This is a genomic window from Mycobacterium sp. E3198 (assembly GCF_001667015.1).
Taxonomy (GTDB): Bacteria; Actinomycetota; Actinomycetes; order Mycobacteriales; family Mycobacteriaceae; genus Mycobacterium.
In genome coordinates this window covers 1-24,570 of sequence record NZ_LZIS01000131.1, presented here as the reverse complement: position 1 = coordinate 24,570, position 24,570 = coordinate 1, and the positions used below count along the sequence as shown (strand labels likewise).

The 24,570-nt window shown below is 67.7% G+C and carries 22 protein-coding genes, 1 tRNA gene and 3 pseudogenes; 13 read left to right on the top strand and 13 right to left on the bottom strand.

The window, feature by feature from the left end; all coding sequences use genetic code 11:
- A pseudogene (locus A5673_RS15315) lies at positions 1-311 on the top strand (hypothetical protein); the annotation flags it as partial.
- A gap of 30 nt (positions 312-341) precedes the next feature.
- On the opposite strand, the gene A5673_RS15310 reads toward A5673_RS15315, so the two are convergent.
- The 3 genes from A5673_RS15310 to A5673_RS15300 form a co-directional block, all read right to left on the bottom strand.
- A complete protein-coding gene (locus A5673_RS15310; RefSeq protein ID WP_068233789.1) occupies positions 342-1,682 on the bottom strand; it encodes a HAMP domain-containing sensor histidine kinase in 1,341 nt (446 codons plus the stop codon).
- Positions 1,683-1,707: 25 nt separating this feature from the next.
- Positions 1,708-2,418, bottom strand: a complete 711-nt coding sequence (gene prrA, locus A5673_RS15305) for a two-component system response regulator PrrA (protein ID WP_139830445.1) — start codon at positions 2,416-2,418, stop codon at positions 1,708-1,710.
- Positions 2,419-2,526: 108 nt separating this feature from the next.
- Positions 2,527-3,666: an FAD-dependent monooxygenase gene (locus tag A5673_RS15300; RefSeq protein WP_068233776.1), complete on the bottom strand. Its 1,140-nt coding sequence runs from the start codon at positions 3,664-3,666 to the stop codon at positions 2,527-2,529.
- A gap of 98 nt (positions 3,667-3,764) precedes the next feature.
- Between A5673_RS15300 and A5673_RS15295 the strand changes: the two genes are divergently transcribed.
- Complete coding sequence (locus A5673_RS15295) at positions 3,765-4,334, top strand: TetR/AcrR family transcriptional regulator (RefSeq protein ID WP_068233774.1); 570 nt, start codon at positions 3,765-3,767, stop codon at positions 4,332-4,334.
- Here the strand turns inward: A5673_RS15295 and A5673_RS15290 are convergent.
- On the bottom strand, positions 4,331-5,842 hold the full coding sequence (locus A5673_RS15290) for a carboxyl transferase domain-containing protein (RefSeq protein ID WP_068233771.1): 1,512 nt from the start codon (positions 5,840-5,842) through the stop codon (positions 4,331-4,333). The two genes, A5673_RS15295 and A5673_RS15290, sit on opposite strands and share 4 nt — an antisense overlap.
- Before the next feature lie 26 nt (positions 5,843-5,868).
- On the opposite strand from A5673_RS15290, the gene A5673_RS15285 reads away from it, so the two are divergent.
- From A5673_RS15285 to A5673_RS15250, 8 genes are all read left to right on the top strand, one after another.
- The gene (locus A5673_RS15285; RefSeq protein ID WP_068233767.1) at positions 5,869-6,603 is read left to right on the top strand and encodes an enoyl-CoA hydratase; all 735 of its coding nucleotides are present in this window, start codon (positions 5,869-5,871) and stop codon (positions 6,601-6,603) included.
- A 5-nt stretch (positions 6,604-6,608) separates the two neighbouring features.
- Positions 6,609-7,727 carry an MBL fold metallo-hydrolase gene (locus A5673_RS15280; RefSeq protein WP_068233759.1) on the top strand — a complete coding sequence of 373 codons (1,119 nt, stop codon included), beginning with the start codon at positions 6,609-6,611 and terminating at the stop codon, positions 7,725-7,727.
- Positions 7,728-7,746: 19 nt separating this feature from the next.
- The gene (locus A5673_RS15275) at positions 7,747-9,330 is read left to right on the top strand and encodes a serine hydrolase (protein WP_068233756.1); all 1,584 of its coding nucleotides are present in this window, start codon (positions 7,747-7,749) and stop codon (positions 9,328-9,330) included.
- Positions 9,327-11,720 carry a cation-translocating P-type ATPase gene (locus A5673_RS15270; RefSeq protein WP_068233750.1) on the top strand — a complete coding sequence of 798 codons (2,394 nt, stop codon included), beginning with the start codon at positions 9,327-9,329 and terminating at the stop codon, positions 11,718-11,720. The genes A5673_RS15275 and A5673_RS15270 overlap by 4 nt, the downstream gene beginning before the upstream one ends.
- 35 nt (positions 11,721-11,755) lie before the next feature.
- Positions 11,756-11,944 carry an antitoxin gene (locus A5673_RS15265; RefSeq protein WP_068233748.1) on the top strand — a complete coding sequence of 63 codons (189 nt, stop codon included), beginning with the start codon at positions 11,756-11,758 and terminating at the stop codon, positions 11,942-11,944.
- A gap of 4 nt (positions 11,945-11,948) precedes the next feature.
- On the top strand, positions 11,949-12,422 hold the full coding sequence (locus tag A5673_RS15260) for an SRPBCC family protein (protein WP_068233747.1): 474 nt from the start codon (positions 11,949-11,951) through the stop codon (positions 12,420-12,422).
- 93 nt (positions 12,423-12,515) lie between these two features.
- Positions 12,516-13,289 carry a VOC family protein gene (locus tag A5673_RS15255; RefSeq protein ID WP_068233745.1) on the top strand — a complete coding sequence of 258 codons (774 nt, stop codon included), beginning with the start codon at positions 12,516-12,518 and terminating at the stop codon, positions 13,287-13,289.
- A gap of 55 nt (positions 13,290-13,344) precedes the next feature.
- Positions 13,345-13,779 (top strand): hypothetical protein, encoded by a 435-nt coding sequence (locus tag A5673_RS15250; protein WP_068233743.1) that lies wholly within the window; start codon positions 13,345-13,347, stop codon positions 13,777-13,779.
- Between the two features lie 4 nt (positions 13,780-13,783).
- Here the strand turns inward: A5673_RS15250 and A5673_RS15245 are convergent, their stop codons facing one another.
- The 4 genes from A5673_RS15245 to A5673_RS15230 all read right to left on the bottom strand — a co-directional run bounded on the left by A5673_RS15245 (position 13,784) and on the right by A5673_RS15230 (position 18,663).
- On the bottom strand, positions 13,784-14,266 hold the full coding sequence (locus tag A5673_RS15245; protein WP_068233740.1) for a VOC family protein: 483 nt from the start codon (positions 14,264-14,266) through the stop codon (positions 13,784-13,786).
- Between the two features lie 2 nt (positions 14,267-14,268).
- The gene (locus A5673_RS15240) at positions 14,269-15,783 is read right to left on the bottom strand and encodes a carotenoid oxygenase family protein (protein ID WP_068233737.1); all 1,515 of its coding nucleotides are present in this window, start codon (positions 15,781-15,783) and stop codon (positions 14,269-14,271) included.
- Positions 15,784-15,785: 2 nt separating this feature from the next.
- On the bottom strand, positions 15,786-17,012 hold the full coding sequence (locus tag A5673_RS15235) for an acetyl-CoA acetyltransferase (RefSeq protein ID WP_068233734.1): 1,227 nt from the start codon (positions 17,010-17,012) through the stop codon (positions 15,786-15,788).
- Between the two features lie 229 nt (positions 17,013-17,241).
- Positions 17,242-18,663, bottom strand: coding sequence for an MFS transporter (locus A5673_RS15230; RefSeq protein ID WP_068233732.1), 1,422 nt, complete (start codon positions 18,661-18,663; stop codon positions 17,242-17,244).
- Between the two features lie 525 nt (positions 18,664-19,188).
- Here A5673_RS15230 and A5673_RS15225 point away from each other — a divergent pair.
- From A5673_RS15225 to A5673_RS28460, 3 genes are all read left to right on the top strand, one after another.
- The gene (locus A5673_RS15225; protein WP_156748254.1) at positions 19,189-20,631 is read left to right on the top strand and encodes a DUF4185 domain-containing protein; all 1,443 of its coding nucleotides are present in this window, start codon (positions 19,189-19,191) and stop codon (positions 20,629-20,631) included.
- An 82-nt stretch (positions 20,632-20,713) separates the two neighbouring features.
- Positions 20,714-21,001, top strand: coding sequence for a hypothetical protein (locus tag A5673_RS15220; RefSeq protein WP_068233727.1), 288 nt, complete (start codon positions 20,714-20,716; stop codon positions 20,999-21,001).
- A 157-nt stretch (positions 21,002-21,158) separates the two neighbouring features.
- On the top strand, positions 21,159-22,799 hold the full coding sequence (locus A5673_RS28460) for a hypothetical protein (RefSeq protein ID WP_082958758.1): 1,641 nt from the start codon (positions 21,159-21,161) through the stop codon (positions 22,797-22,799).
- A 7-nt stretch (positions 22,800-22,806) separates the two neighbouring features.
- Here A5673_RS28460 and A5673_RS28455 read toward each other — a convergent pair.
- The 5 genes and pseudogenes from A5673_RS28455 to A5673_RS29140 form a co-directional block, all read right to left on the bottom strand.
- Positions 22,807-22,997 (bottom strand): annotated as a pseudogene (locus A5673_RS28455) (leucine zipper domain-containing protein); the annotation flags it as partial.
- A 110-nt stretch (positions 22,998-23,107) separates the two neighbouring features.
- A tRNA-Arg gene (locus A5673_RS15215) sits at positions 23,108-23,183 on the bottom strand.
- A gap of 129 nt (positions 23,184-23,312) precedes the next feature.
- Positions 23,313-23,534 carry a hypothetical protein gene (locus A5673_RS15210; RefSeq protein WP_068233723.1) on the bottom strand — a complete coding sequence of 74 codons (222 nt, stop codon included), beginning with the start codon at positions 23,532-23,534 and terminating at the stop codon, positions 23,313-23,315.
- A gap of 53 nt (positions 23,535-23,587) precedes the next feature.
- Positions 23,588-24,412: an LLM class F420-dependent oxidoreductase gene (locus tag A5673_RS15205; protein WP_082958759.1), complete on the bottom strand. Its 825-nt coding sequence runs from the start codon at positions 24,410-24,412 to the stop codon at positions 23,588-23,590.
- A 21-nt stretch (positions 24,413-24,433) separates the two neighbouring features.
- Positions 24,434-24,570: pseudogene (locus A5673_RS29140) on the bottom strand (replication protein); the annotation flags it as partial.

Genomic DNA, 24,570 nt, shown 5'->3' with positions numbered 1-24,570 from the left:
CCGCGCGCCCGGTCAAAATGGCACCGCCCGGCAAGCAGCCGCCGCCGAAGAAGCTGTCGGCCACCACGGAATCGACCACCACGTGGACCCCCGTGTTGCCGTACGAGCCTTACGGCCCGGGCTCGGCCCGTGCCACCCCGGACGGCGGCGGCCCGGCGGGATGGCTGGTGAAGGGCCGCTCAGATACCCGGCTTTACTACACGCCCGACGACGAGACCTACGACCCGACCGTCGCCCAGGTGTGGTTCAAGGACGAAGAGTCTGCGGCGCGGGCCTGTTTCACGCCGTGGCGCAAGAGTTCGAGGAAGTGACGGCGCAACGGATCGACGTTCGGCGCGGCGTCAGCTCGGCGCGGGGATGCGCAGCAGGAGGCGCGCGCCGCCCAGGGGGCTGTCCTCCAGCGAGGCCGTCCCGCCGTGCAGTTGGGCCTGCTGGGCCACCAAGGCCAGGCCCAGGCCCGAGCCCGAATGCGAGGCGGTCGACCCGCGCGAGAACCGCTCGAACACCACATGGCGTTCCGTCTCCGGAACCCCGCTGCCGTTGTCGTCGACGGCGATTTGCACCCCGGCCCGCGAACTGACCGCTGAGAGCTGGACCCGGGTCGCGCCACCGTGTTTGACGGCGTTGGCGATCGCGTTGTCGACCGCCAACCGCAATCCGGCCGGCAGCCCGACGATGATGCACGTCGGCGAAGGCGCCAGCGAGACTTCGAGTTCCGGGTAGACCCGCATCGCGTCGTGCGCGGCGCGGTCGAGCAATTCGGTGATGTCGACCGGCACCTGGTCGTCCGACGTGGACAGCTGGCCCTGGGCCAACCGCTCCAGCGCGCTCAGCGTGGCCTCGATCCGCGACTGGGTGCGGATGACGTCGTTGAGCACTTCTTTGCGTTGGTCGTCGGCCAGGTCCAGCGTGGACAGCACCTCGAGGTTGGTGCGCATCGCGGTGAGCGGGGTGCGCAGCTCGTGGGAGGACACCGCCGCGAAGTCGCGCGCCGATTCGAGCGCCTCCTTGGTCCGGTTCTGTTCGTCCCAGATGCGCTGCAACATGCCGCGCATCGCCTCGGCGATCTCGACGGCCTCGCTGGCGCCGTGCACTTCGACGCGCGGCGCCTCGTCCCCGGCGTCGATCAATCGGGTCTGCTGGGCGAGCTGTTTGAACGGGCGCACCGCGAACACGGCCAGCAGCCACGCGAACACCGCCGCCGCGCCGATGGCGAATCCGCAGATCAGCATCACGCGCCGGTGCAGGTTGTTGGTCTCGGCGATGGTGGCGTCGTACGTCGCGCCGACGGCGAGCGAACTCGGACCCGGCCCGGGAATCTCCACCGTCCGGACCCGGTAGCGCACCCCGTGGACGTAGGCATCGCCATAGTCGACGTCCAGCTTGGGCAGCGTGACGTCGGAATTCGACTTGACCAGGTTGCCGCGGCGGATCGTCATGATGGCGTCGCGGTCGTTCGGCGAACGCGGGATTTCGTCGAGTCCGCGCGGCAGGAAGGGGATCGCGAAACCGGCCGCCTCGTCGAGCCGGCGGTCGAGCCGTTCCTTGCGGTCGTTGGTGATTCCCACCCAGACGACGGCGCCGACGATGAGCACCGGAATCGCGGCGCCGATGGCCGTCGCGAGCACCACCCGGGTTCGCAGCGAGGGCGTACGGGCGAAAATCCGGGACAGGATCTTCATGACGATCTACCTGTTCAGTGCATGGCTACTGCATTCGCAGCACGAACCCGACTCCGCGGACGGTGTGCAGCAGCCGCGGGCCGCCGTTAGCCTCCAACTTGCGGCGCAGGTAGCCGATGAACACGTCGACGACGTTGGTGTCGGCGGCGAAGTCATATCCCCACACCAGTTCCAGCAGCTGCGCCCGGGACAGCACCGCGGTCTTGTGCTCGGCCAGCACCGCCAGCAGGTCGAATTCCCGCTTGGTCAAATCGACGTCGACGCCGTTCACCCGCGCGCGACGGCCGGGGATGTCAACCTCCAGGGGCCCGACGGTGATGGTTTCCGACGACGACGTCGCGGTGGCGCCGCGGCGGCGCAACAGCGCCTTTACCCGCGCGACCAGCTCGGCCAGCACGAACGGCTTGACTAGGTAATCGTCGGCGCCGGCCTCCAGCCCCGCCACCCGGTCGTCGACAGAGCTGCGCGCGGACAGCACGCAGACCGGCACGTCGTTGTCCATCGCCCGCAGCGCGGTGACCACGCTGACGCCGTCGAGCACGGGCATGTTGATGTCGAGCACGATCGCGTCCGGTCGCGTCTCGGTCGCGCTGCGCAAGGCCTCGGCGCCGTCGACCGCCGTCGACACCTCGAACCCGGACAGGCGCAGGCCACGTTCGAGCGAGGCGAGCACGTCGGAGTCGTCGTCAACGACCAACACCCGAGGCGAGGTGGCACCAGTGTCCATGCGGCCCATTGTGCCGGATCGCTGCTTTGGGCGGTGGGAGGCGCGACTTGGCGCCAGCGGACGCGAAAGCCCCCTAAAGCGGTCGCGATTAGGGACTTTTGCGTCTGCAGGCCGGTATCAACGGCGGCCCAGGCCGCTCAGCTGCACCGCCAGCTGCCGTCGCACGGCCGGGACGCGCGCGGCCAGCCGCATTGCCGAGTTGCGGACCGGGCGCAGCGGGCGAGGCAGGGTGGAGATTCGGGTCAGCCGCCCGGTCAGTTTCAGGACCTGCTCGGCCCGCCCGCGCTGGGTGGCGGCGTAGGCGTTCAGCGCGGCGTCGGAACCCCCGCGCAGGGCGTCCGCGAGCGCGCCGCCCAATGAGATGGCGTCGGCGATACCAAGGTTCATGCCCTGGCCGCCGGCGGGGCTGTGCACGTGTGCGGCGTCGCCGGCGAGCAGCAGTCGGCCGGCCCGGTAGCTGTCGGCGACGCGGTGGTGGATGTGGAACCGCGTCCCCCACAGCAACTCGGTGACCTTCAGTTCGCCGGGCCCGAAGCCCCGGGTGTCGAGCAGATTCTGGACGAATTCCACCGACGGTTCCTTCGGTGCGTCCGCGACCGGAGCGACGATGCGGAAGATGTCGCCCGGTAGCGGCGCCAGCACGTTCAGGCCTTCCCGGGCATAGAACAGGATCACCTCGGCGCGGGGCGCCTCGCCGGCCAGCCGGACGTCGGCGAGCGCGAACGATTCGGCGAATTCGCCTCCGGCGAAACCGATTCCGGCGTGCTCGCGGACCGTGCTGTGCATGCCGTCGGCCCCGACGACATAGCGGGCCCGGATGGTCTCGCCGTCCTCGAAGATGGCGGTGACGCCGTCGCTGTCCTGGGTGAGGCGGCTCAGGGTCTTCGGCCGCAGCACCTCGCCGCCCAGTTCGTGCAGGCGCTCCAACAGCAGCCGTTCGGTGTCGGCCTGCGAGAGCATCAAGGTGTACGGATGCTTCGTCGGCAGCTCGCTGAAGTCGACGGGCATGAGGATGCGCCGGCCCTGCCGGATCGTGAACCGCGGCGCGATCAGCCCCGCTTTGACCATCCGACGGGCCACGTCGAGATCCTCCAGCACCTCCAGGGTGCGGGCGTTCACCGCGGCCGCGCGGGTGGTGTTCTGCCCCTCCGCCAGCCTGTCCACCAGGACCGTACGCACCCCGCGGGCGGTCAGCGAAGCGCCGAGCGCGAGGCCGGTGGGCCCGGCGCCGACCACCAGGACGTCGGTGTCGTTCATGGTTGGCTCCTTCCGTCTTAGTCAACGCTTGTTGGCATACCTCCATGCTGGCGCGCCGGCGCGTGGATGTCAACAGTTGTTGGCCTACAATTGTTGACATGAGGAGATCGTCGGAAGAAACCAAGGCCGCCATCCTGACGGCGGCGCGCGAGCGGTTCGGCGCCTCCGGGTTCCAGGCCGCCACCATCCGGGCCATCGCCGCCGACGCGGGGGTCGACCCCGCGATGGTGATGCGGTACTACGGCAGCAAGGACAAGCTGTTCGCGGCGGCGGCCGATTTTGACCTGAGGTTTCCGGACCTGGGCTCGGCCGACCCGACGCAGGTCGGGCGGTCGGTGGTTCGCCACTTCCTCGAACGCTGGGAGGGCGACGAGGCGTTGGTCATCCTGCTGCGCTCCAGCGCCACCAACGGCGAAGCCGCCCAACGGATGCACGAGATCTTCGGGGCCCAGCTGCAGCCGCTGGTCGCCACTCTGGCGCCCGCCGGGGAATCCGGAGTGCGGGCCGGGCTGATCGCCACGCAGATCCTCGGTATGGCGTTGTGCCGCTTCGTGTTACGGCTGCCTCCGGTCGTGGAGATGACGCGCGATGAGATCGTCGAATGGCTCGGGCCGACGATCCAGCGCTACCTCACCGAGCCGGCGCGCGCAGACACAAAATCGCCCTAAATCGCGTCCGTTGAGGGGATTTTGTGTCTGCTCGCGGTGGCTAGGCCGATGCGGCGGTAGCGCCGCAGGCGCGCGTCCAGACGCTCGGCCGGGGGCGTCTCGCGCAGCGCCCGCACCTCCGCGGCGATGGCGCGCGACAGGCGTTGGCTGAACTCGACCGGCTCGTCGGCGGCGTCGGGATGCTCGGGCACGATGGCGTCGACGATTCCGGACGCCAGCAGGTCGGCCGACCGAATCCCTTGTGCGGCAGCAAGTTCGGGAGCGTGTGCGGTGTCGCGGAAGACGATCGCGCTGGCCCCCTCGGGCGGCAGCGGGGCCAGCCAGCCGTGCAGTGCGGCCAGCACCCGGTCGGCGGGCACCATCGCCAGCGCCGGTCCGCCGCTGCCCTGACCCAGCAGGACTGACACCGTCGGCGTCTCCAGCGTGACGAGCTCGGCCACGCACTGGGCGATCTGGCCGGCCAGCCCGCCCTCCTCGGCCTCGGCCGACAGCGCCGGTCCGGCGGCGTCAATCAGCAGCACCAGCGGCAGGCACAGCTCGGCGGCCAGGGCCATGCCGCGCCGGGCCTCGCGCAGCGCCGCGGGCCCGACGAGCCCTCCGGCGATCCGCTGCTGGCCTAGGACCACGGCGGGCTGGCCGTTGAAGCGGGCCAGCGCCAGCACGGTGGTCGCCGCCTCGCCGCCGCCCGTGCCGGACAACAGCACGCTGTCGGTGGCGCCGTGCCGCAGCAGAACCGCGACACCCGGCCGGTCGGGCCGTCGCGACGCCACGACGGAGTCCCACGCCGGCACGTCGGGGGTCGGCTCGGGAGGCGCCGGGTCGGGCAGCGGCTCGGGCGGATCGGCGATCACCCGCAGCGCGCGATCCACCGTGCGGCGCAGCTCCTGGAGCGGCACGACGCCGTCGATCACCCCGTGGCGCTGGAGGTTGTCCGCGGTCTGGATGCCCGCCGGGAAGGGTTCGCCGTAGAGCAGCTCGTACACCCGGGGCCCCAGAAAGCCGATCAGGGCGCCCGGCTCGGCGACGGTGATGTGGCCCAGCGACCCCCACGAGGCGAACACCCCGCCGGTGGTCGGGTGGCGCAGATAGACCAGGTAGGGCAGGTGCGCGCGCTTGTGCAGCGTGACGGCCGCCGCGATCTTCACCATCTGCAAGAACGCGATCGTGCCCTCCTGCATGCGGGTGCCGCCGGAGCTCGGCGACGCCAGCAGCGGCAGGCGCTCGGCGGTCGCCCGTTCCACGGCCGCGGTGATGCGTTCCGCCGCGGCCACCCCGATCGAGCCACCGAGGAAGTCGAACTCGCACACCACCACCGCCACGCGGCGCCCGGAGATGCGGCCCTCGCCGGTGAGCACCGCCTCGTCCAGGCCGGTGGCGGCGCGCGCGTCGGCGAGCTCCCGCGCATAGGACTCCGAGACGGGAACGGCCATCGGCTCGCTATCCCAGCTGACGAACGAGCGCTCGTCGAGCACGGCGTCCAGGAGCTGTCCGGTCGTGGTGCGGGTCACCAGACGAGGCTATATAGGGTGGGTTAATGATCGGCGTGACCCAGACCGAAGCCGTTATGACCATCGAGCTGCAGCGCCCCGAGCGTCGCAATGCCCTGAATTCCCAGCTCGTCGATGAACTGCGGGAGGCCATGCAGAAGGCCGGCGGCGACGGGTCAACGCGAGTGATCGTGCTGACCGGCCAGGGCACCGTCTTCTGTGCGGGCGCGGATCTTTCCGGGGACGTATTCGCGGCCGACTACCCCGACCGGCTCATCGAGCTGCACAAGGTGATGGACGCGGCTCCGATTCCGGTGATCGGGGCGATCAATGGCCCCGCGATCGGCGCCGGCCTGCAGCTGGCCATGCGATGCGACCTGCGGGTCGCCGCGCCCGACGCGTTCTTCCAGTTCCCGACCTCGAAATACGGCCTGGCCCTGGACAACTGGAGCATCCGCCGGCTGACCTCGCTGGTCGGTCACGGGCGGGCCAGCGCGATGCTGCTGACCGCGGAGAAGCTCACCACCGAGGCGGGCCTGCTGACGGGCATGGTCAACCGCACCGGGACGCTGGTCGACGCCCAGGCCTGGGCCGCCGAGGTCGCCGGCCTGGCGCCGCTGGCGATCCAGCACGCCAAGCGGGTGCTCAACGATGACGGCTCGATGGAAGAAGCCTGGCCGGAGCACAAGGAGCTCTTCGACCGCGCGTGGGCCAGCCAGGACGTCATCGAGGCGCAGGTGGCGCGCATCGAGAAGCGACCACCGAAGTTCCAGGGGGCCTGACAGTCATGCCGCGGGGGGCGCTGCGACTGGCCGCCGGCACGGCCTCGCTGGCGGTCGGCGGTTGGCTGGTGCGCGCGCTGCACGGCGCGCCGGCCGCCCTCGGCGCGTCACCCGCGGCGATCCGGGCGATTGCGGAGGCGTCGCCCCATTACTCCGACGGCCAGTTCGTCAATCTCGACCCCGCCTCGATCTACCAGATGGACCGCGAGGAGTTGCGGCTCATCGTGTGGGAGCTGCTGGCCGGGCGCGCCGGCAGCCGGCCGAAAGCGCCGATCCCGTTGGCCGCGCCGGAAATCTTCGACGGCGCCGCCAGCCGGCTGGCCGTCAGCTGGTTCGGCCACTCGACGGCGCTGCTGGAGATCGACGGTTACCGGGTGCTCACCGACCCGGTCTGGAGCGACCGATGCTCGCCGTCGGACATCGTCGGGCCGCAGCGGCTGCACCCGCCGCCGGTGCAATTGGAGGGACTGCCCGCCGTCGACGCGGTGGTGATCAGCCACGACCACTACGACCACCTCGACATCGACACGGTCATCGCGCTCGCACACACCCAGCGGGCCCCGTTTTTCGTGCCGCTCGGCGTCGGCGCCCACCTGCGCGCGTGGGGGATTCCCGAGCACCGCATCGTCGAACTCGACTGGCATCAGGGCACCAAGCTCGACCAGCTCACCGTGATTTGCATGCCGGCACGGCACTTTTCGGGCCGCTTCCTCGACCGCAACACCACGCTGTGGGCGTCCTGGGCGTTCATCGGCCCGAGCCATCGCGCGTATTTCGGCGGCGACACCGGCTACACCAAGAGCTTCGCGCAGATCGGGGCCGACCACGGACCGTTCGACCTGACCCTGCTGCCCATCGGGGCATACAACACGGCATGGCCGGACATCCACATGAACCCCGAGGAAGCGGTTCGAGCTCACCTGGACGTGACCGACGCGGGCTCGGGGCTGCTGGTCCCCATCCATTGGGGGACTTTCCGGCTGGCCCCCCACCCCTGGGCCGAGCCCGTCGAGCGGGTGCTGAAGGCGGCCGAGCCGGTGCACGTAGAGGTGGCGGTGCCCGTACCGGGCCAGCGCATCGATCCCGCCGCGCCCCGCAGATTCAACCCGTGGTGGCGGCTCTAACCCACGTTAGAGTTCCGCCATGACGAAACGCGCGGCGACGGCCGCTGTGGTGCTGGCCTTCCTCGCGTTGACGGGGTGCCGGCCCGCGCCACCGGCATCCGCGCCGCCGCCCTCGCCGTCCGGCGCGCCGCCCAACGAGGTGTCGGGCGTCGAGATTCCCGCCGGCCGCATCGACGACGCCATAGCGAAGGTCGACGGCCTGGTCGGCGAGCTGATGAAGAGCACCGGCATCCCCGGCATGGCCGTCGCCATCGTGCATGGCGGAAAGACCGTATATGCCAAGGGCTTTGGGCTCAGGGATGCGGGCAAGGGGGACGCGCAAGACAACAAGGTCGACGCCGACACCGTCTTCCAGTTGGCGTCGGTGTCGAAATCGGTCGGCGCGACGGTGGTCGCACACGAAGTCAGCGGAAACGTCGTCGCCTGGGACACACCCGTGGTGTCGAAGCTGCCGTGGTTCGCGCTGAGCGATCCCTACGTCACCGGCCACGCGACGGTCGCCGACCTGTATTCGCATCGTTCCGGGTTGCCCGACCATGCCGGTGACAAGCTGGAGGAGCTTGGCTACGACCGCCGCCAGGTGCTCGAGCGCCTGAAATACCTGCCGCTCGCGCCGTTTCGGAACAGCTACGCCTACACCAACTTCGGCGTGACTGCCGCGGCCGAGGCGGTGGCGGCCGCGGCGGGTAAACCGTGGGAAGACCTCTCCGACGAGGCGTTGTACCGCCCGCTGGGTATGGCGGCCACGAGTTCGCGCTTCGCCGACTTCATCGCCCGGCCGAATCGCGCCGCCAACCACGTCAAGGCCGGCGACAAGTGGGAGCCGCGCTTCCAGCGCGATCCGGATCCGCAGTCGGCCGCGGGCGGGGTGAGCTCCTCGGTCAATGACATGGCGCGCTGGCTGATCATGTTGCTGGGCAACGGAACCTATCAGGGTCGGCGCATCGCGTCACCCGAGGCGCTGCTGCCCGCTACCACCGCGCAGGTCGTGTCGGTTCCCGCGACCACGCCCAAGGCGCGCTCCGGGTTTTATGGCTACGGCTTCAACGTCTCGGTGGCCTCGTCGGGACGCACGGAGTACAGCCATTCCGGCGCTTTCACGTTGGGAGAGGCGACGAACTTCGTGGTGCTGCCGTCCGAGGACCTGGGCATCATCGCGCTCACCAACGCCGCACCGATCGGCGTGCCCGAGACGCTGACCGCCGAATTCATGGATCTGGTGCAGTATGGCCAGGTTCGCGAGAACTGGGCAGACCTATACCGGCAGGCGATCGGTTGGATGAACAACCCCGAAGGCTCGCTGGTCGGCAAGCAGCCCCCGGCCAACCCCGCGCCGCCACGACCGCTGCGCGACTACGCCGGCGTCTACGCCAACGACTATTGGGGCCCGGCCGTCGTGACCGAACGCGACGGTGCGCTGCAGTTGTCGCTGGGGCCGAAGAACCGGACGTTCACGCTGGCGCACTGGGACGGCGACACGTTCACCTTCCCCGTGCTCGACGAAAACGCCCCGCCCGGAACCATTTCCAAAGCCGCCTTCGCGGGCAACACGCTGAACCTCGAGTATTTCGACTCCGGCAAGCTGGGAACCTTCACCCGATGATCGCGGGCCTGACCGATGCCGAGGTGGCACAGCGGGTCGCCGCGGGCCAAAGCAACGCCGTCCCGGAACGCGCCACCCGCAGCGTCGCGGCGATCGTTCGGGCCAACGTCTTCACCCGGATCAATGCGATCCTGGGCGTGCTGCTGGCGATCGTGCTCGTGACGGGCTCCGTCATCAACGGCCTGTTCGGCCTGCTCATCGTCGCCAACAGCGTCATCGGCATGGTCCAGGAGATCCGCGCCAAGCAGACGCTGGACAAGCTCGCGATCGTGGGGCAGGCGAAACCGTTGGTGCGCAGGCAGTCCGGCACTCAAACGCTGCCGCCGGGCGAGGTCGTGCTCGACGACATCATCGAGCTGGGCCCCGGGGATCAGGTCGTCGTCGACGGTGAGATCGTCGAGGGGGAGAACCTCGAGGTCGACGAGTCGCTGTTGACCGGCGAAGCGGACCCGATCGCCAAGGCGCCGACCGACGCGGTGATGTCGGGCAGCTTCGTCGTCACCGGCGTCGGCGCCTACCGCGCCACCAAGGTCGGCGCGCAGGCCTACGCCGCCAAGCTCGCCGAGGAGGCCAAGAAGTTCAGCCTGGTGAAATCCGAACTGCGCAACGGGATTAACCGCATTCTGCAGTTCGTCACCTACCTGTTGGTGCCGGCCGGTCTGCTGACGATCTACACGCAGTTCTTCACCACGCACGCCGGCTGGCGGCAGTCGGTGCTGCGGACGGTCGGCGCGCTGGTGCCCATGGTGCCCGAGGGCCTGGTGCTGCTGACGTCGGTGGCGTTCGCGGTCGGTGTCGTCCGGCTGGGGCAACGACAATGCCTGGTGCAGGAACTGCCGGCCATCGAGGGCCTGGCGCGGGTCGACGTGGTGTGCGCCGACAAAACCGGCACCCTCACCGAAAGCGGTATGAGGGTCGCCGAGGTCATCGAGGTTGGCGCCGCGGGCTCCGAAGCGGTCGCCGACGCGCTGGCCGCCCTCGCCGCGCAAGACGCCCGCCCCAACGCGAGCATGCAGGCCATCGCCGCGACGTATGACCGGCCACCCGACTGGACGCCCACCGCCACTGCGCCGTTCAAGTCGGCGACCAAGTGGAGCGGCGTGTCCTTCCGCGAGCACGGCGACTGGGTGATTGGGGCGCCCGACGTGCTGCTCGATCCCGCGTCGGCCGAGGCCGAACGGGCCGAGAGGATCGGGGCGCAAGGGCTGCGCGTCCTGCTGTTGGGTCGATCCGAGTCGACGGTGGATGATCCGGCGGCGCCGGGCCGGGTCACGCCGGTCGCGCTGGTGGTGCTCGAGCAGAAGGTGCGGTCAGATGCCCGCGAAACGCTGGACTACTTTGCGGCCCAAGATGTTTCGGTCAAGGTGATCTCCGGCGACAACGCGGTGTCGGTGGGCGCCGTGGCGGGCAAGCTCGGGCTGCGCGGCGACGCGATGGACGCGCGCCGATTGCCCACCGCACCGGCGGAACTGGCCGACGCGCTGGACAACCACACCACCTTCGGCCGGGTGCGGCCCGACCAGAAGCGCGCCATCGTGCGCGCCCTGCAGTCGCACGGCCACACCGTCGCGATGACCGGCGACGGCGTCAACGACGTGCTGGCCCTCAAGGACGCCGACATCGGTGTCGCGATGGGCGCCGGCAGCCCGGCGTCGCGCGCGGTGGCGCAGATCGTCTTGCTGGACAACAGGTTTGCCACGCTGCCGTATGTGGTCGGCGAGGGCCGGCGGGTGATCGGCAACATCGAGCGGGTCGCCACCCTGTTCCTCACCAAGACGGTGTACTCGGTGCTGCTGGCGCTGCTGGTGGGCATCGAATGCCTGCTCGCCAAACCCCTGCACGCCGACCCGCTGCTGTACCCCTTCCAGCCGATCCACGTCACCATCGCAGCGTGGTTCACGATCGGGATCCCGTCGTTCATCCTGTCGTTGGCGCCCAACAACGAACGCGCCTACCCGGGCTTCGTCCGCCGCGTGCTGTCCTCGGCGCTGCCGTCCGGGCTTGTCGTCGGCGTCGCGACGTTCGCCTCCTACCTGGTGGCCTACCACGGTCGCCACGCCACCTTCCGGGAGCAGGACCAGGCGTCGACCGCCGCGCTGATCACGTTGCTGGTGAGCGCGCTCTGGGTGCTCGCGGTGGCGGCGCGCCCCTATCAATGGTGGCGGGTGGCCCTGGTCGTCTTCTCCGCCCTGGCCTACGTGGTGATCTTCAGCATCCCGCTGGCCCAGCAGAAGTTCCTGCTCGACCCGTCCAATCTCCCGGTGACCGCGACCGCGCTGGGGATCGGGGTGCTGGGCGCCGCCGCGATCGAGGCGACGTGGTGGATCCGGGCCAGGATGCTGGGGGTGCAGCCGCGGCTGTGGCGCGAGCCGGTGCGGGCAGCCAAGTAAAATTCCGGGCGAATCCTCGGGGAAGGGACACACAGATGGGATTCCTGGACAAGGCCAAGGACCTGTTGTCGCAAAACGCCGACAAGGTCGACATGGCGATCGACAAGGCCGGCGAATTCGTCGACGACAAGACGCAGGGCAAGTACTCCGACACCATCCACAAGGTGGCCGACGAGGCCAAGAAGGCGGCCGATTCTGCCGCCGGCAGCGACCCGCAGAACTGAGCCCATGGCGAAATTATCGGGGTCCATCGACGTACCGCTGCCACCCGAGGTGGCCTGGAAGCACGCCTCCGACCTGTCGCGGTACAAGGACTGGTTGACCATCCATCGGGTGTGGCGCAGCACGTTGCCCGACGACATCGACAAGGGGACGGTTGTCGAGTCGATCGTCGAGGTCAAGGGCATGTACAACCGGATCAAGTGGACGGTCGTGCGCTACAAGCCCCCGGAAGGCATGACCCTGAACGGGGATGGCGTCGGCGGCGTCAAGGTCAAGCTGATGGCCAAAGTGCGGCCCACCGACGAAGGCTCCATCGTCGGATTCGACGTGCACCTCGGCGGGCCGGCGCTGTTCGGGCCGATCGGCATGATCGTCGCGGCCGCGCTGCGCAGCGACATCAACCAATCGCTGCGCAACTTCGTCACGGTGTTCACGAGGCCCGATCCGGGCATGAACGGACACGGCGGCGCGCGCCGCTGACCTCCGTGCCGATGAGTTTTCGCGTCGGCGCCAGTCGATATGTGCGAACCCCGCTGACGGGGCCAGGAGACACGACAACGAGGAGAGGTCATCGTGCCCATCCGTGACGACGCGCCGCTGGGCGCGCCCTGCTGGATCGATTTGACGACGTCGGACCTTGACCGCGCCCAGGACTTCTACGGCACGGTCTTCGGCTGGACGTTCGAGTCCGCCGGGCCCGAGTACGGCGGATACATCAACGCCACCAAGGACGGCCACCAGGTCGCCGGCCTGATGGCCAACCGGCCCGAGTTCGGCTCGCCGGACAGATGGGTGACCTACTTGCACACCGCCGACATCGACGCGACCGTGTCGGCGGCGACCTCGGCGGGTGGCCAGTCGTGCATGGGGCCGATGGAGATCCCGGCCAAGGGTCACATGGGCCTGGTGACAGACCCTTCGGGCGCGCTCTTCGGGCTGTGGCAGCCGTTGGAGCACCGCGGCTTCGAGGTGATCGGCGAGGCCGGCTCGCCGGTGTGGCACCAGTTGACCACCCGCGAGTTCGCCGCCGCGGTCGATTTCTACCGTGCGGTGTTCGGGTGGCACACCGAGCAGGTTTCGGACACGGACGAATTCCGTTATGCCACGGCGTGGTTCGGCGACCAGCAATTGCTCGGCGTGATGGACGGCGCGCGCTGCCTGCCGGACGGCGTCCCGTCGAATTGGACGATTTTCTTCGGCGCCGAGGACGTCGACAAGACGCTGCGGGTGATCGCCGACAACGGCGGCGCGGTGGTGCAGGCGGCCGAGGACACCCCCTACGGCCGGTTGGCCGCGGCGACCGACCCGACGGGCGTCATCCTCAACCTGTCCTCGCTGCAGGGCTAGCGCGGCCGGGCGTTGGTCACACCGGCGCGGCGGCGGGTCAGCTAATCTCCCAACCATGACTCGCCGCCTGCGCCCTGGTTGGCTGGTGGCGTTTTTCGCCCTGCTCATTTCGGCCAGCACGTGGATGCCATGGCTGACGACGGCGACGGGCGGCGGCGGCTGGGCCAACGCCATCGGGGGCACCCATGGGAACCTGGAGCTGCCGAGGGGCTTCGGTGCGGGACAGCTCATCGTGTTGCTGTCCTCGACGCTGCTGGTCGCCGGGGCGATGGTGGGCCGCGGCCTGTCGGTGAAGCTGGCTTCGGTTGCCGCGCTCGTGATTTCGCTGCTCATCGTGGCGTTGACGGTCTGGTACTACAAGCTCAACGTCAATCCGCCGGTGTCGGCCGAGTACGGGCTCTACGTGGGCGCCGCCGGTGCCGGCTTTGCGGTGGCGTGCTCCCTCTTGGCGGTGATCACGGCGTTGGCCTCCGGCCGGTCGACCCGCTGAGTTTTCAGTCCGACGGGAACTCGTGCTTGCCCGACGTGGCGCTGTCCGCGGGCTCGTTGACACCGAACACGAAGGGCGCGAACACGACTTCTCGTCCGTCGGGGTCGCGGTAGGTGACCGCACCCGTCGCCTCCCAGTACGGGTGCTGCTCCACCGGTTCCTGCCCGGCCGCACGCAGGGACGCGACCGCGGCCTGCTGCGACTCCCGGTCGGGGAAGTACAGGCACAGCTGTTCACCGGCGTCGCCGGCGACGGGCTCGGCCGACTCGACGATTTCCAAGGTCAGGTTCCAGCTGGGCAGGCCGAAGATGGCGCCGTTGCTGCCGTAGCTGGCCTCGAACGTTTCGTAGAGCGGCAGGCCCACCAGCTCACGGTAAAACCGCACCGTTTCTTCGAAGTTCGACGAGCGCCGGGCGAAGCGAATGGCGCCGAGCGGCGCCAGGTGCGGGGGCCAGTGGGTTGCCCGATGGTTGGATGCGGGATACATCGTTACAGCCCCAGCCCGCTTGCCGCCGACTCCGCCGTGTGCCACCGCCGCAGCTGATCGCCGGGCGCCCACGTCGAATGCGTGCCGCTGGAGATGCGTTCCGGCAGCTGAAGTTTGCACACGGGGCCGTCGGCGATGCGGGCGGCGTCGAAGACGACGCAGTACGAGGCGTCGGCATTCATGTCGGTGGTCAAGGTGACCAGGTAGCCGTCGTCCTCGCCGGTGGCGCCGACCCGCGGCGCCATGGCGGTCTCGCTGCCATAGACACCGTCGCCGAAGGAGATGCCCTCCTGGTTTCCGGTGAGCAGATCGTGTTTGACCAGGCCGTCGAACAGGAACCAGCCCGGTTTGCCCGTGGCGGCGTAGGTGTACCGGTAGTCGCGCGCGGCGTAGTCGGGATTGATGGTGCCGAACTCGGTGATCGATTCCGACAGTTGCTGTTCTTTCACCGCGCCGGTCACCAGGTTGAAGCGCCAGCGGTGCAGCCGGGCTTGCAGGCGATCGAGCGCCAGGAAGCGAAAGAGCTTGTCCCACTTGGTTCCGCCGGTGTCGAGCGGTTGCGGATCGCCCTCGTAGAAGCCGTCGAGCACGATCTCGTCGCCCTCCTCGTAGGCGTTGACGAAGTGCAGCACGAAGGTCGGGTCCGCCTCGAACCAGCGGATGTCGTCCGTCGTGCCCCGGCGGGGGAGCACGGCGAAGCGCGACGGAATGTCGGGGTAGAAGCGGGGCAGGTGCACGTCGTGCTCGAGCAGCCGCGGATCCCAGAACAGCGGGAAATCGTTGAGTATCACGTAATTTTCAGTGAAGGCCATGTCGTGGGGCAGCCGCGGCCCGGGCAGCGGGATGTCGACGTAGTGGACCAGTTGGTCGCTGTCGTCGACCACGCCGTAGCGCATGTAGGGCTCTTGCTTGCTGTAGTTGAAGAACAGCAACTCGCCGGTCCTGCCGTCCACCTTCGGATGCGCCGACACGCCCCAGTCGGTGGGGAAGCGCCCGTTCCAGGTCTCCTTGCCGAGGGTGTCGGCGGAGTACGGGTCGAGCCGGTACAGGTCGCCGCACTGGTAGAAGCTGGTCAGCGCGATACCGCGGTGGACGATCACGTCGGTGCTCGACGCGTCCTTCATCCGGGTGCGAGCCCCCCAGCCGTCCTCCCGCTTGGTCAGTTGCACCGCCTCGGCCAGGCCCGGCCACAGCGGCTCGCCGGCCTCGTTCTCGGCCAGGAACCCGTCGGTGCGGACAAAGCGATTGCGGTAGAAGGCCTTTCCGTCGCGGAAGCCGACCACGTGCAGCATGCCGTCGCCGTCGAAGGGGTGATAGGTCTTCAGCGCCGGGTGCAGCGGGTTCTCGGTGTTGCGCAGGTAGATGCCGTCCAGGTCGTGCGGGATTTGACCCTCCACGGCGAGGAGGTCGTCGGCGTCCCACTCCGTTGTCTGCGGGCGCCACGGCCCGGTCCGGTAGGGGTGGTCGTCGTCGTCGGGCAGGGTCGACAAAAACTTGCCGACGATCTCAACATCCATGGTCACCAGCCCTTGGTTGCGCTCACGACGAAGCTGACGGTGGTGGCGGTGCTGCCGCCGAAGTTCAGGGTGCCGAAGGTCGTCGCGCCCTCGACCTGGTAGTCGCCGGCCGCGCCGCTGACCTGCTTGGCCGCGTCGAGCAGCATCCGAACGCCGGACGCCCCGACGGGATGGCCACCACCGATGAGTCCGCCGCTGGGGTTGATGGGCAGCCGGCCGCCGATCTCGATCTCGCCGTTTTCGATGGCCTTCCACGACTCGCCCGGCCCGGTCAGCCCGATGTGGTCAATGGCGAGGTATTCGCTGGGTGTGAAGCAGTCGTGCACCTCGAACCCGTCGAGATCGTCGAGCGCCACCCGCGCGCGCCGCAGCGCATCCCGGACCGCCGCGCGCACATGGGGCAGCACGTACGGATCGTCGGCGGCACGGTCGAGTTTTTGGCGCAGGCCCAGCCCGACCGTGCGGTGTCCCCAGCCGTCGATGCGGCCGATCGGGCGCGCGTCCGGGTGGTCGCGCAGATACGCGTCGTTGACCAGGACCACCCCCGCGCCGCCGTCGGTCATCTGGCTGCAGTCGAATCGGCGCAGCCGGCCCTCGGTGATCGGGTTGGTCGCATCGTCGTCGGTGAGGGGGTCGGGAACCGTCCATCCGCGCGTTTGGGCGTTGGGGTTGCGCCGCGCGTTGGCGAAGTTGAGCTGCGCGATGGCGCGCAGATGCGCGTCGTCCAGGCCGTAGCGCCGGTCGTACTCGTCGGCGACCTCGGCGAACATCGACGGCCACAGGTAGCGGGCGCCGGCCCCTTCGTGACCGGTCCAGGCGGCGGCGCCGAGGTGCTGGGCGGCCGTGTCACCCGGCACCGTCTTTTCCAGCTCGATGCCCAACACCAGTGCGGTGTCGTAGGCGCCCGACCGCAGATCGGCCTGCGCCGCCAGCGCCGCCACGCTGCCCGACGCGCACGCGGCTTCGTGCCGGGAGGCGGGCGTGTCCCAGAGTCCGTCGCACACCGTGGCCGGCATCGTCCCGAGGTGGCCCTGGCTCGCGAACATCTCGCCGAAGGCGTTGCCGACGTGGACGACGCCGACGTCGGCGGCGTCGAGTTTCGCGGCGGCGAGTGTGCCGTCGACGACCTCGGCGGTCAGCGAGGCGAAGTCGCGGCCTTCCCGGGTGAGGTTGCGGGCGAAATCGCTTTGGTAGCCGCCCAGGATCCACACGTTCGCCGAGCCGTCCATAGGCGGAACGCTACTCCGCCAGACCCGTAAACGAGGGCGGCCCCGTCGGCTCTCGGGCTGAACCGACGGGACCTAGACGGGCGCGAAGGCCGGCCGACGCGCACGCCTCTGTTGGATCATTACCGTCCGGGGCGGATGACAAACATTACGAAATAACGGGACGGTCGGCCCGAGAACGCCTGCTGAGCAGGTCGAATTCGCCTTTGCGCTGTTCAGGGCGGCGCCAGGGCTATGCGGGGCCCTCGACAAGCTCCCTCGGTTCCGGTCCATCCGCGTGCGGCGCGGGTATGGTCGCGCGGCCCCCGACGGCCTCGGCGTCGGCGAGGTCGACGGCCGCCAAGTCGATGCCGTTGGTTTCGCGGGCCGCCAGGGCGGCCACCGCGCTCACCGCCGCGGTGGCCGCGAGGTACCACGAGATCGGCACCGAGGACTTGTAGGTTTCGAGCAGGCGGACGGCGATGATCGGCGCAAGCGAACCGGCCACGATCGAGGTGACCTGATAGCCGAGCGACACCCCGGAGTAGCGCATCCGGGTCGGGAACATCTCGGCCATGGCCGCCGGCTGCACCGCGTACATCAGACCGTGGAACACCAGACCGATGACGATCGCCGCCATGATGACCGCGTTGCGCCGGCTGTCCATCATCGGGAAGGCGAAAAAGCCCCAGGTGCAGGCGCACAGCGCACCAACGAAATAGATTGGGCGCCTGCCGAATCGGTCGCTGAGCCGCCCGACCAGCGGGATGACCACGAAGTGCACGGCGTGGGCGGCCAGCAGCCACCACAGGATGACCTTGGTGTTGGCGTGCACCTGCACTTTGAGGTACGTGATGGAGAAGGTGACCACGAGGTAGTACATCGTGTTCTCACCGAAGCGCAAGCCCATCGCGGTGAAAACGCCACGCGGATAACGCTTTACCACCTCGAGGGCGCCGAGCCGGCTGGTCTTGGAGCGCTCGGTTTCCTGCTGGGCCGCCAGGAAGATGGGCGCGTCCGTCACCTTCGTGCGGATGTAGTAGCCGACCAGCACGACGACCGCGGACAACCAGAACGCGACGCGCCAGCCCCAGCTCAGGAACGCCGCGTCCGACAGCGCCGAGGTGAGAGCCAGCAGGACGACGGTGGCCAGCATGTTGCCCCCGGGCACCGCCGCCTGCGGCCAGCTCGCCCAGAACCCGCGGGTGAGCTTGGGGCTGTGCTCGGCGACGAGCAGCACGGCGCCGCCCCACTCGCCGCCGACGGCGAAGCCCTGGAAGAAGCGCAGCACCACCAGCAGCGCTGGGGCCCAGTAGCCGATCTGGGCGAACGTGGGCAGGCAGCCCATCAGGACGGTCGCGGCGCCCACCAAGAGCAGGCTGAACTGCAGCAGCGTCTTGCGGCCATACCGGTCCCCGAAGTGGCCGAAGACGACGCCGCCCAGCGGTCGGGCGGCGAAGCCGACGGCGTAGGTCACGAAGGCGGCGAGGATGGCGTCGAGCTCATTGCCTCCGCGTGGGAAGAACACCTTGCTGAACACCAGCGTGGCGGCGGTGCCGTAGAGAAAGAACTCATACCATTCGACGACGGTGCCGGCCATCGACGCGGCGACCACCCGCCGAAGAAAAGCGGGCCGCTGGAATGGGTCCGGCTGTAACTGATTAGAGACACTCACCGGATGCCCTCCTTGGTGGACCGCCCAAGCGGGGCGCCGACGGGGGTCTGCTAGCGCATGGGAGCGTACCGCGGCCGGGCCGGCTTCGCCGCTTGACCTCGGTGCCTCGTAGCGACAACCGCTCTGCCGTCGGCAGCCACGGGAGCGGTGGCGCCGGGGGTGCCGAAGGAGCCGGAGGCGCGGAGAGCCGCGCGATCACACCGATAGGCACGCAGCAACAGGCCGGGCGCCGAAAAAATGGGCGTTCCCGCGGGCTTTAGCGGGACTGGGCAGACCGCCTCGGCGACGTGCGCGTTTTCCGATCAAGCGCGGGGCGATCAGCGTTCGTTGTGCCCGTTTGGCGTGAAACCGAAGCGTTGCGACACGGTCACGGATGCATACCTATCAGCAAATCACTGGTCACATAAGCCACGCTGATCACTATCGTCACATGAGCCAACTGCGGACGTCAATGCGACGGCCTGCTTCTGGGAAGGTGTGACCTTGACGGCGATTCCTCGAGTCCTATCGCTATCGGTGGCGTCGATGACCGCCATCGGTTTCTTCGTGGCGGTAGGCCCGGCGCCGTCGGCGAACGCCACACCCTGTAGCGCGCCGGAAGCCAACGTCGATCCCCCGGCCGCGCCCCCGGCGATGCCCGCGCCCCAGCCGGTCGTCCAACCGCCGACGGGACGCAGGCCCTCGCATACCAACGACCAGGCGCCGTTGCCGAAGTTGGGTCCGCTGATCTCGTCCTTCCTCAAGCCGGGAGCCGGGGGCCAGCGATACTCGGCGCCGATCCAACCGCAAGCCGGGGTGGTGCCGCCGCCCGGACCGAATCCGCCCGCGCCGGGCGTCCCGCAGCCGCCGAACGCCAACCAGCTGCAGCCCAACGCCGCCCCGGTTCCGCCGCAGCCCGCACCGCCGGCGCCTCCCGCGAACATCGCGGGCGCGCCGACGTCGCTCGTCGACTGGGTGACCGGAACGGACGGCCCCAACAAGACCCTGCAACGTTTCGGCATATCGGGGACCGACCTCGGAATCGCTTGGGACAACGGCGATCCCGCCAACCGCCAGGTCCTGATGGCGTTCGGTGACACCTTCGGCTACTGCAAGGTGCACGGCCAGCAATGGCGGTACAACGTGCTGTTCCGCAGCTCGGACCGCGACCTGTCGCACGGAATCCACATCGCCGACGGCGTTCCCAACGACCGATACTCCGGCTCGCCGGTGTGGACGACCGGCCTGTCCAAGCAGGTCGTCAACACCATCCACAAAGCGCCGCACGAGACGGGCATCATTCCGACCGCCGCCATCTCCCTGGGGCGAACCCAGTACATGAGCTACATGTCCATCAGGCAGTGGGGCCGCGACGGGGAATGGAGCACCAACTACTCGGCGATCGCCAGATCCCTTGACAACGGCCAGAATTGGGGGATTTTTCCGAGCACCATCCGCACGGCCTCGCCCGATGCGATCCCGGGGATCGGGTTCACGCCCGGGAACGAGAACTTCCAGATGGGCGCCTTCATGAAAGGCAACGACGGCTACCTCTATCAGTTCGGCACCCCGTCGGGGCGCGGCGGTGCCGCGTTTCTGTCGCGGGTTCCCCCGAACTACCTGCCGGACCTGAGCAAGTACCAGTACTGGAACGGCGACAACGGCGGGCACTGGGTGGCGGCCAACCCGGGTGCGGCGACGCCGCTGTGGCCCGGGCCCGTGGGTGAGATGTCGGCGCAGTACAACAGCTATCTCAAGCAGTACCTGGTGCTGTACACCAACGGCGGCAGCAACGACGTGGTGGCGCGGACCGCGCCGACGCCCACGGGACCGTGGAGCGGGGAGCAACCGCTGGTGTCGGCGTTCTCGATGCCCGGCGGCATCTACGCGCCGATGATCCACCCCTGGTCGTCGGGGCGGGACCTGTACTTCAACCTGTCGCTGTGGTCGGCGTACGACGTGATGCTGATGCATACCGTCTTGCCGTAGCCGTCGCGTGCCGCCAGGCGCGGACCGACTGGCGTAGTGGACTACTCGTGCCCGCGGGGGGAATCGCGGAAAGGATCTAGCCATGAAACCCAACCTTGCCCCGCCCGCCCGGGCGACGTGTGTCGACGAATGGGACTACCTCGAAGGCGGCTTCCGGGCGTTCGACGGCCCCGAGTGGAAAATCAAGCACACCACCAACGACGGCCGGCGCGCCGACGTCGTGGTCTCGGTGATCGGCCTGCAATACGCGGACGGGCACGCGCTGCGCGAGATCATCATCGACTGCCCCGATACCCCGATCATCACGCCGGCCGAGGCGCGAAAGCTGGCGGGGGCGTTGATCGCGGCGGCCGACTCGGCCGAAGGGTAGGTTACGCGCCGTACTCGCAGTGAGCTGGGCGGAACATGCACCATGTGGGCTCTTCGCATCCTCTCATGGCGAATCGACATTCGCGTCGTGACGGAGCGCGTAAGTTTCCGTTTGCACAGAGCCGGCGCAGCTAGCGAAAGAAGTGTGAGGTACGCAGATGAAGTTCGACGCACTGGTTATCACAGCGCTGGATGAGGAGCTGGACGCAGTCCTATCGTTGACCGAGGTTGATGGAAGTTTAGCGTTCGCCGATCCAAAGAAGGCGAAGTGGGTCAAAACAAAAGACTCGACGGGATTCCCGTACTACTACCGTGAATTCACGACTGAATCTAACGGCGCCCTTGCCGTAGGAGCGGCTTGGACAGGCGCGATGGGCGAAACTGCGACCGCCGATCGGTGCCGTGCGCTGGTCGCGGACCTGAACCCGTTGTGCGTCGCGATGACGGGGATCTGTGCAGGCCGCAAAGGTGAAGTTTTCCTGGGCGATGTGATTCTTGCGGATAAGCTATTCAGCTACGACCACGGTAAATTGATTGCCACTACGAATGCCGATGGAAGGCCTGGCCGCCGACTGCTTCGTGAACTCGAAACGTATAATTTGCAAAATATTTGGGCAATGGAGGCCGCGGGTTTCGTCAAAGACTTGAACTGGCTGAACAAGCTCCTTGGCAGTCGACCGCTTTCACTCGACGTGCAGCGGGGGTGGGTTCTTCAGACACTTCTCTTGCACGAGACAGAAAACGGCGCGAAACCCTGGGAACATCCGGATTTCAAAGTTCGCTGCCCACGCTGGCAGGTCGTGGTAGACAGGTTGCAGAGGGATAAATTAGTACGTGTGAAGAATGGCGTTATGACGTTCACTTCAAAGGGCAAGAATTTTGCGCTCAACCAGCGCCTTCGCTTTCCAGACGGGCCCGAGCCCGATCCGACGTTTAGAGTGCACGTCGGCCCGATCGGGACCGGCAAGACTGTAGTTCAAGACCCCAACATTTTTGCGGAACTGGAAACTGTACAACGCAAAATCCTCGGTCTTGAGATGGAAGCCGCAGCGATTGGATACGTCGCTGAAAACGTGGGAATTCCGTCAATTGTTGCGAAAGCCGTTTCGGATTACGCCGACCTAGAGAAAGATAATGCATTCCGGATCTTTGCGGAGAAAGCTTCGAGCGCATTCTTAATCGGGTTTCTCAAGAAATATCCGCCATGTTCACTGCGTCAAAAGGGCGAATTGAAGCTCGATAGATTGCCGGTTCTCGTTTCCTCAGATCACGTGGCCGAGCTTCATGAGATAGCCTCGAAATGGGCGAAAAACTTCAAATCACTGTTGAAACCTGCTTGGTCGGCTAATGCGTTAAGCAATCTGGAAAAAATCAACTCCGACGAAGAACTACTTGCTCTCCGCCAACATTTCCCGGAGGTGCGTCGCGAGTACGCGGACTGGTATTCCCTCAACGACGCACTCAGGGGAATCTGGACCATGCCTTGGGAAGTCATGGGTCAGTGGGGTGATAAGCCCATGGACTCCGAGGGGGAAAGCCTGGTTCGGGAACACAATGATGCAGTCCGCGATCTCGTCGCTGAGCTGACGGGAATCCAGTCACAGACAAGCATTAGTGGTGAGTGTGATCTTTGCAAAAAGGGCAGTCGTTCGAAGAAGTCGGGCCCGGTGAAAAAGCCCGCAGCGGCGAGGAAGGCGGGTACGGCGAAGCAGGCTCGTCCGGCGAAGAAGCCCGATCCGGTAAAAGACTCTGGTCCAGCGGCGAAACTCGCTTCGGTAAACAAGCGACCTCGGGGCTAATGCAGCGCGGACACGACACCGGTCGATGCGACCGATCCGCCAGCCCCGCGACGCCCTCGGCCTCGTAGCGGGCTAACCACGAGTGCAGCGTTTGGCGCGACACCCGACCTTCTCCGCGACCTGCCCGATCGCCAAGCCATCACTAATGACCGACAACGCAGCCTGATACCGCTGCTCAGCCACGCTCAACTCCCTCATCCAGGGAGTATCAAGGATCAGCCGAAGTAACTGTCAAGCCTCAGCCGAAACACTGTCAGGCATCACCCGAAGTAGAAATGTCAAGCATCAGCCGAGGTCATACACACTTTTGGTGCCCCCGGCAGGATTCGAACCTGCGACACCGGCTTTAGGAGAGCCGTGCTCTATCCCCTGAGCTACGAGGGCGAGGACGAATTTCTGACTAACGCCTCGCGGGCGGGTTGCCGTTCCTGGCGGTCGGGCTGGTTGTGCCAGTGCGGCGGATGTGAGTCTAGCGGTCGCGGCCTTCGGCGCGCGACGCGCCGGCCGCGGTGATCACTGCCATCTCAGGTCGTCGTCGAGCTGTTGGGCCCGTTCGTCTTGCTCACCCGCGGGACGGGTGTCGATCGTGACCTCTTGCCAGTACGCCGGGCTATAGAGGTGAATATCCTTACCGCTGCTGACCTTTAGCACACCGCCATCGAGCACTTCATAGGTCGCGCCATCCGGATACTCGTCGTCGTCCTCGTGGCCGTCAATCTGGATCCACATTTTCATGCTGAAAGCCTCCGCATCGATTGCCGGGGAAGGGATCTCGCGACCTGGCCCGCTCAGCGCAACTCCGCGATGACCTTTGCGAAGGCGTCCAGGTTGTTGTCCTGAACGGTGAAGCTCGTCAGCCCGTACTTGTCGCGCAGGGCGGTCAGCGTGTCCGCCATCTCGCGCGGTGACCCGCTCAGCACCGACGGCATGGACAGCAATTGCTCGTCGGACAGGTCCGGCGCGTACTGCCGCGTCATCCTCAAGTCGGGATCCGACTCGCCTTCGCGCGGCATCGCCGTGATCACCATGTTGAGTTCCAGCGCGTCGAACCGGTCTCCGGCGGCGTTACGCACGAACTCGATGCGTTCGGCCAGCGGGTCGTCCACGTCGCGCACCCGGGCCCCGGTCAGGCCGATGATGTCGGCCTGCCGCGCGGCTATCGTCAGCACCCGATCGCCGTTGCCGGCGATGAGGATCGGCGTCGACGGCTGGTGCTCCTTCAGGTAGCTCGTCATGTGTTCGAGGTAGTCAACCCGGGCCCCGGCGCTGGGGTAGGGGATCTCGGCCGCCTCGAATTCCTCTTTGACGTACCCGGTCCCGAGGCCGATCTCGAGGCGGCCATCGCTGAGCAGGTCGAGGGCCTGAAGGTCCCTGCTGAGCAGGGCGGGTTTGTAGAACCCGGCGTTGAGCACATACATGCTCAGGCGGATCCGGCTCGTGACCATCGCGACGGCGGTGAGCGTCGGCGATGGGGCGGCCGCGCCCAGATGGTCGGGCACGCAGAGGATGTCGTAGCCGAGATCCTCGGCTCGTTTCACCTTGTCGACCAGTGCCGCGCGCGACTTGTAGAAGCGCATGCTCAGCCCGAAGCGAAAATCCTTGCCCACCAACAGCCTCCGATCGACAGATAACACTTACCAGGAACGCGCCGCGCCCGCCAGGCCCTCCACCAGTGCGGAGGTGACGGGCGACAAGCCGTCGGCGCCGGGCAGCGGACTGCGCGGCCCAAGACCCCGGACCCGTGGCGACAGCTCCAGCTGGGTTCCGCCGT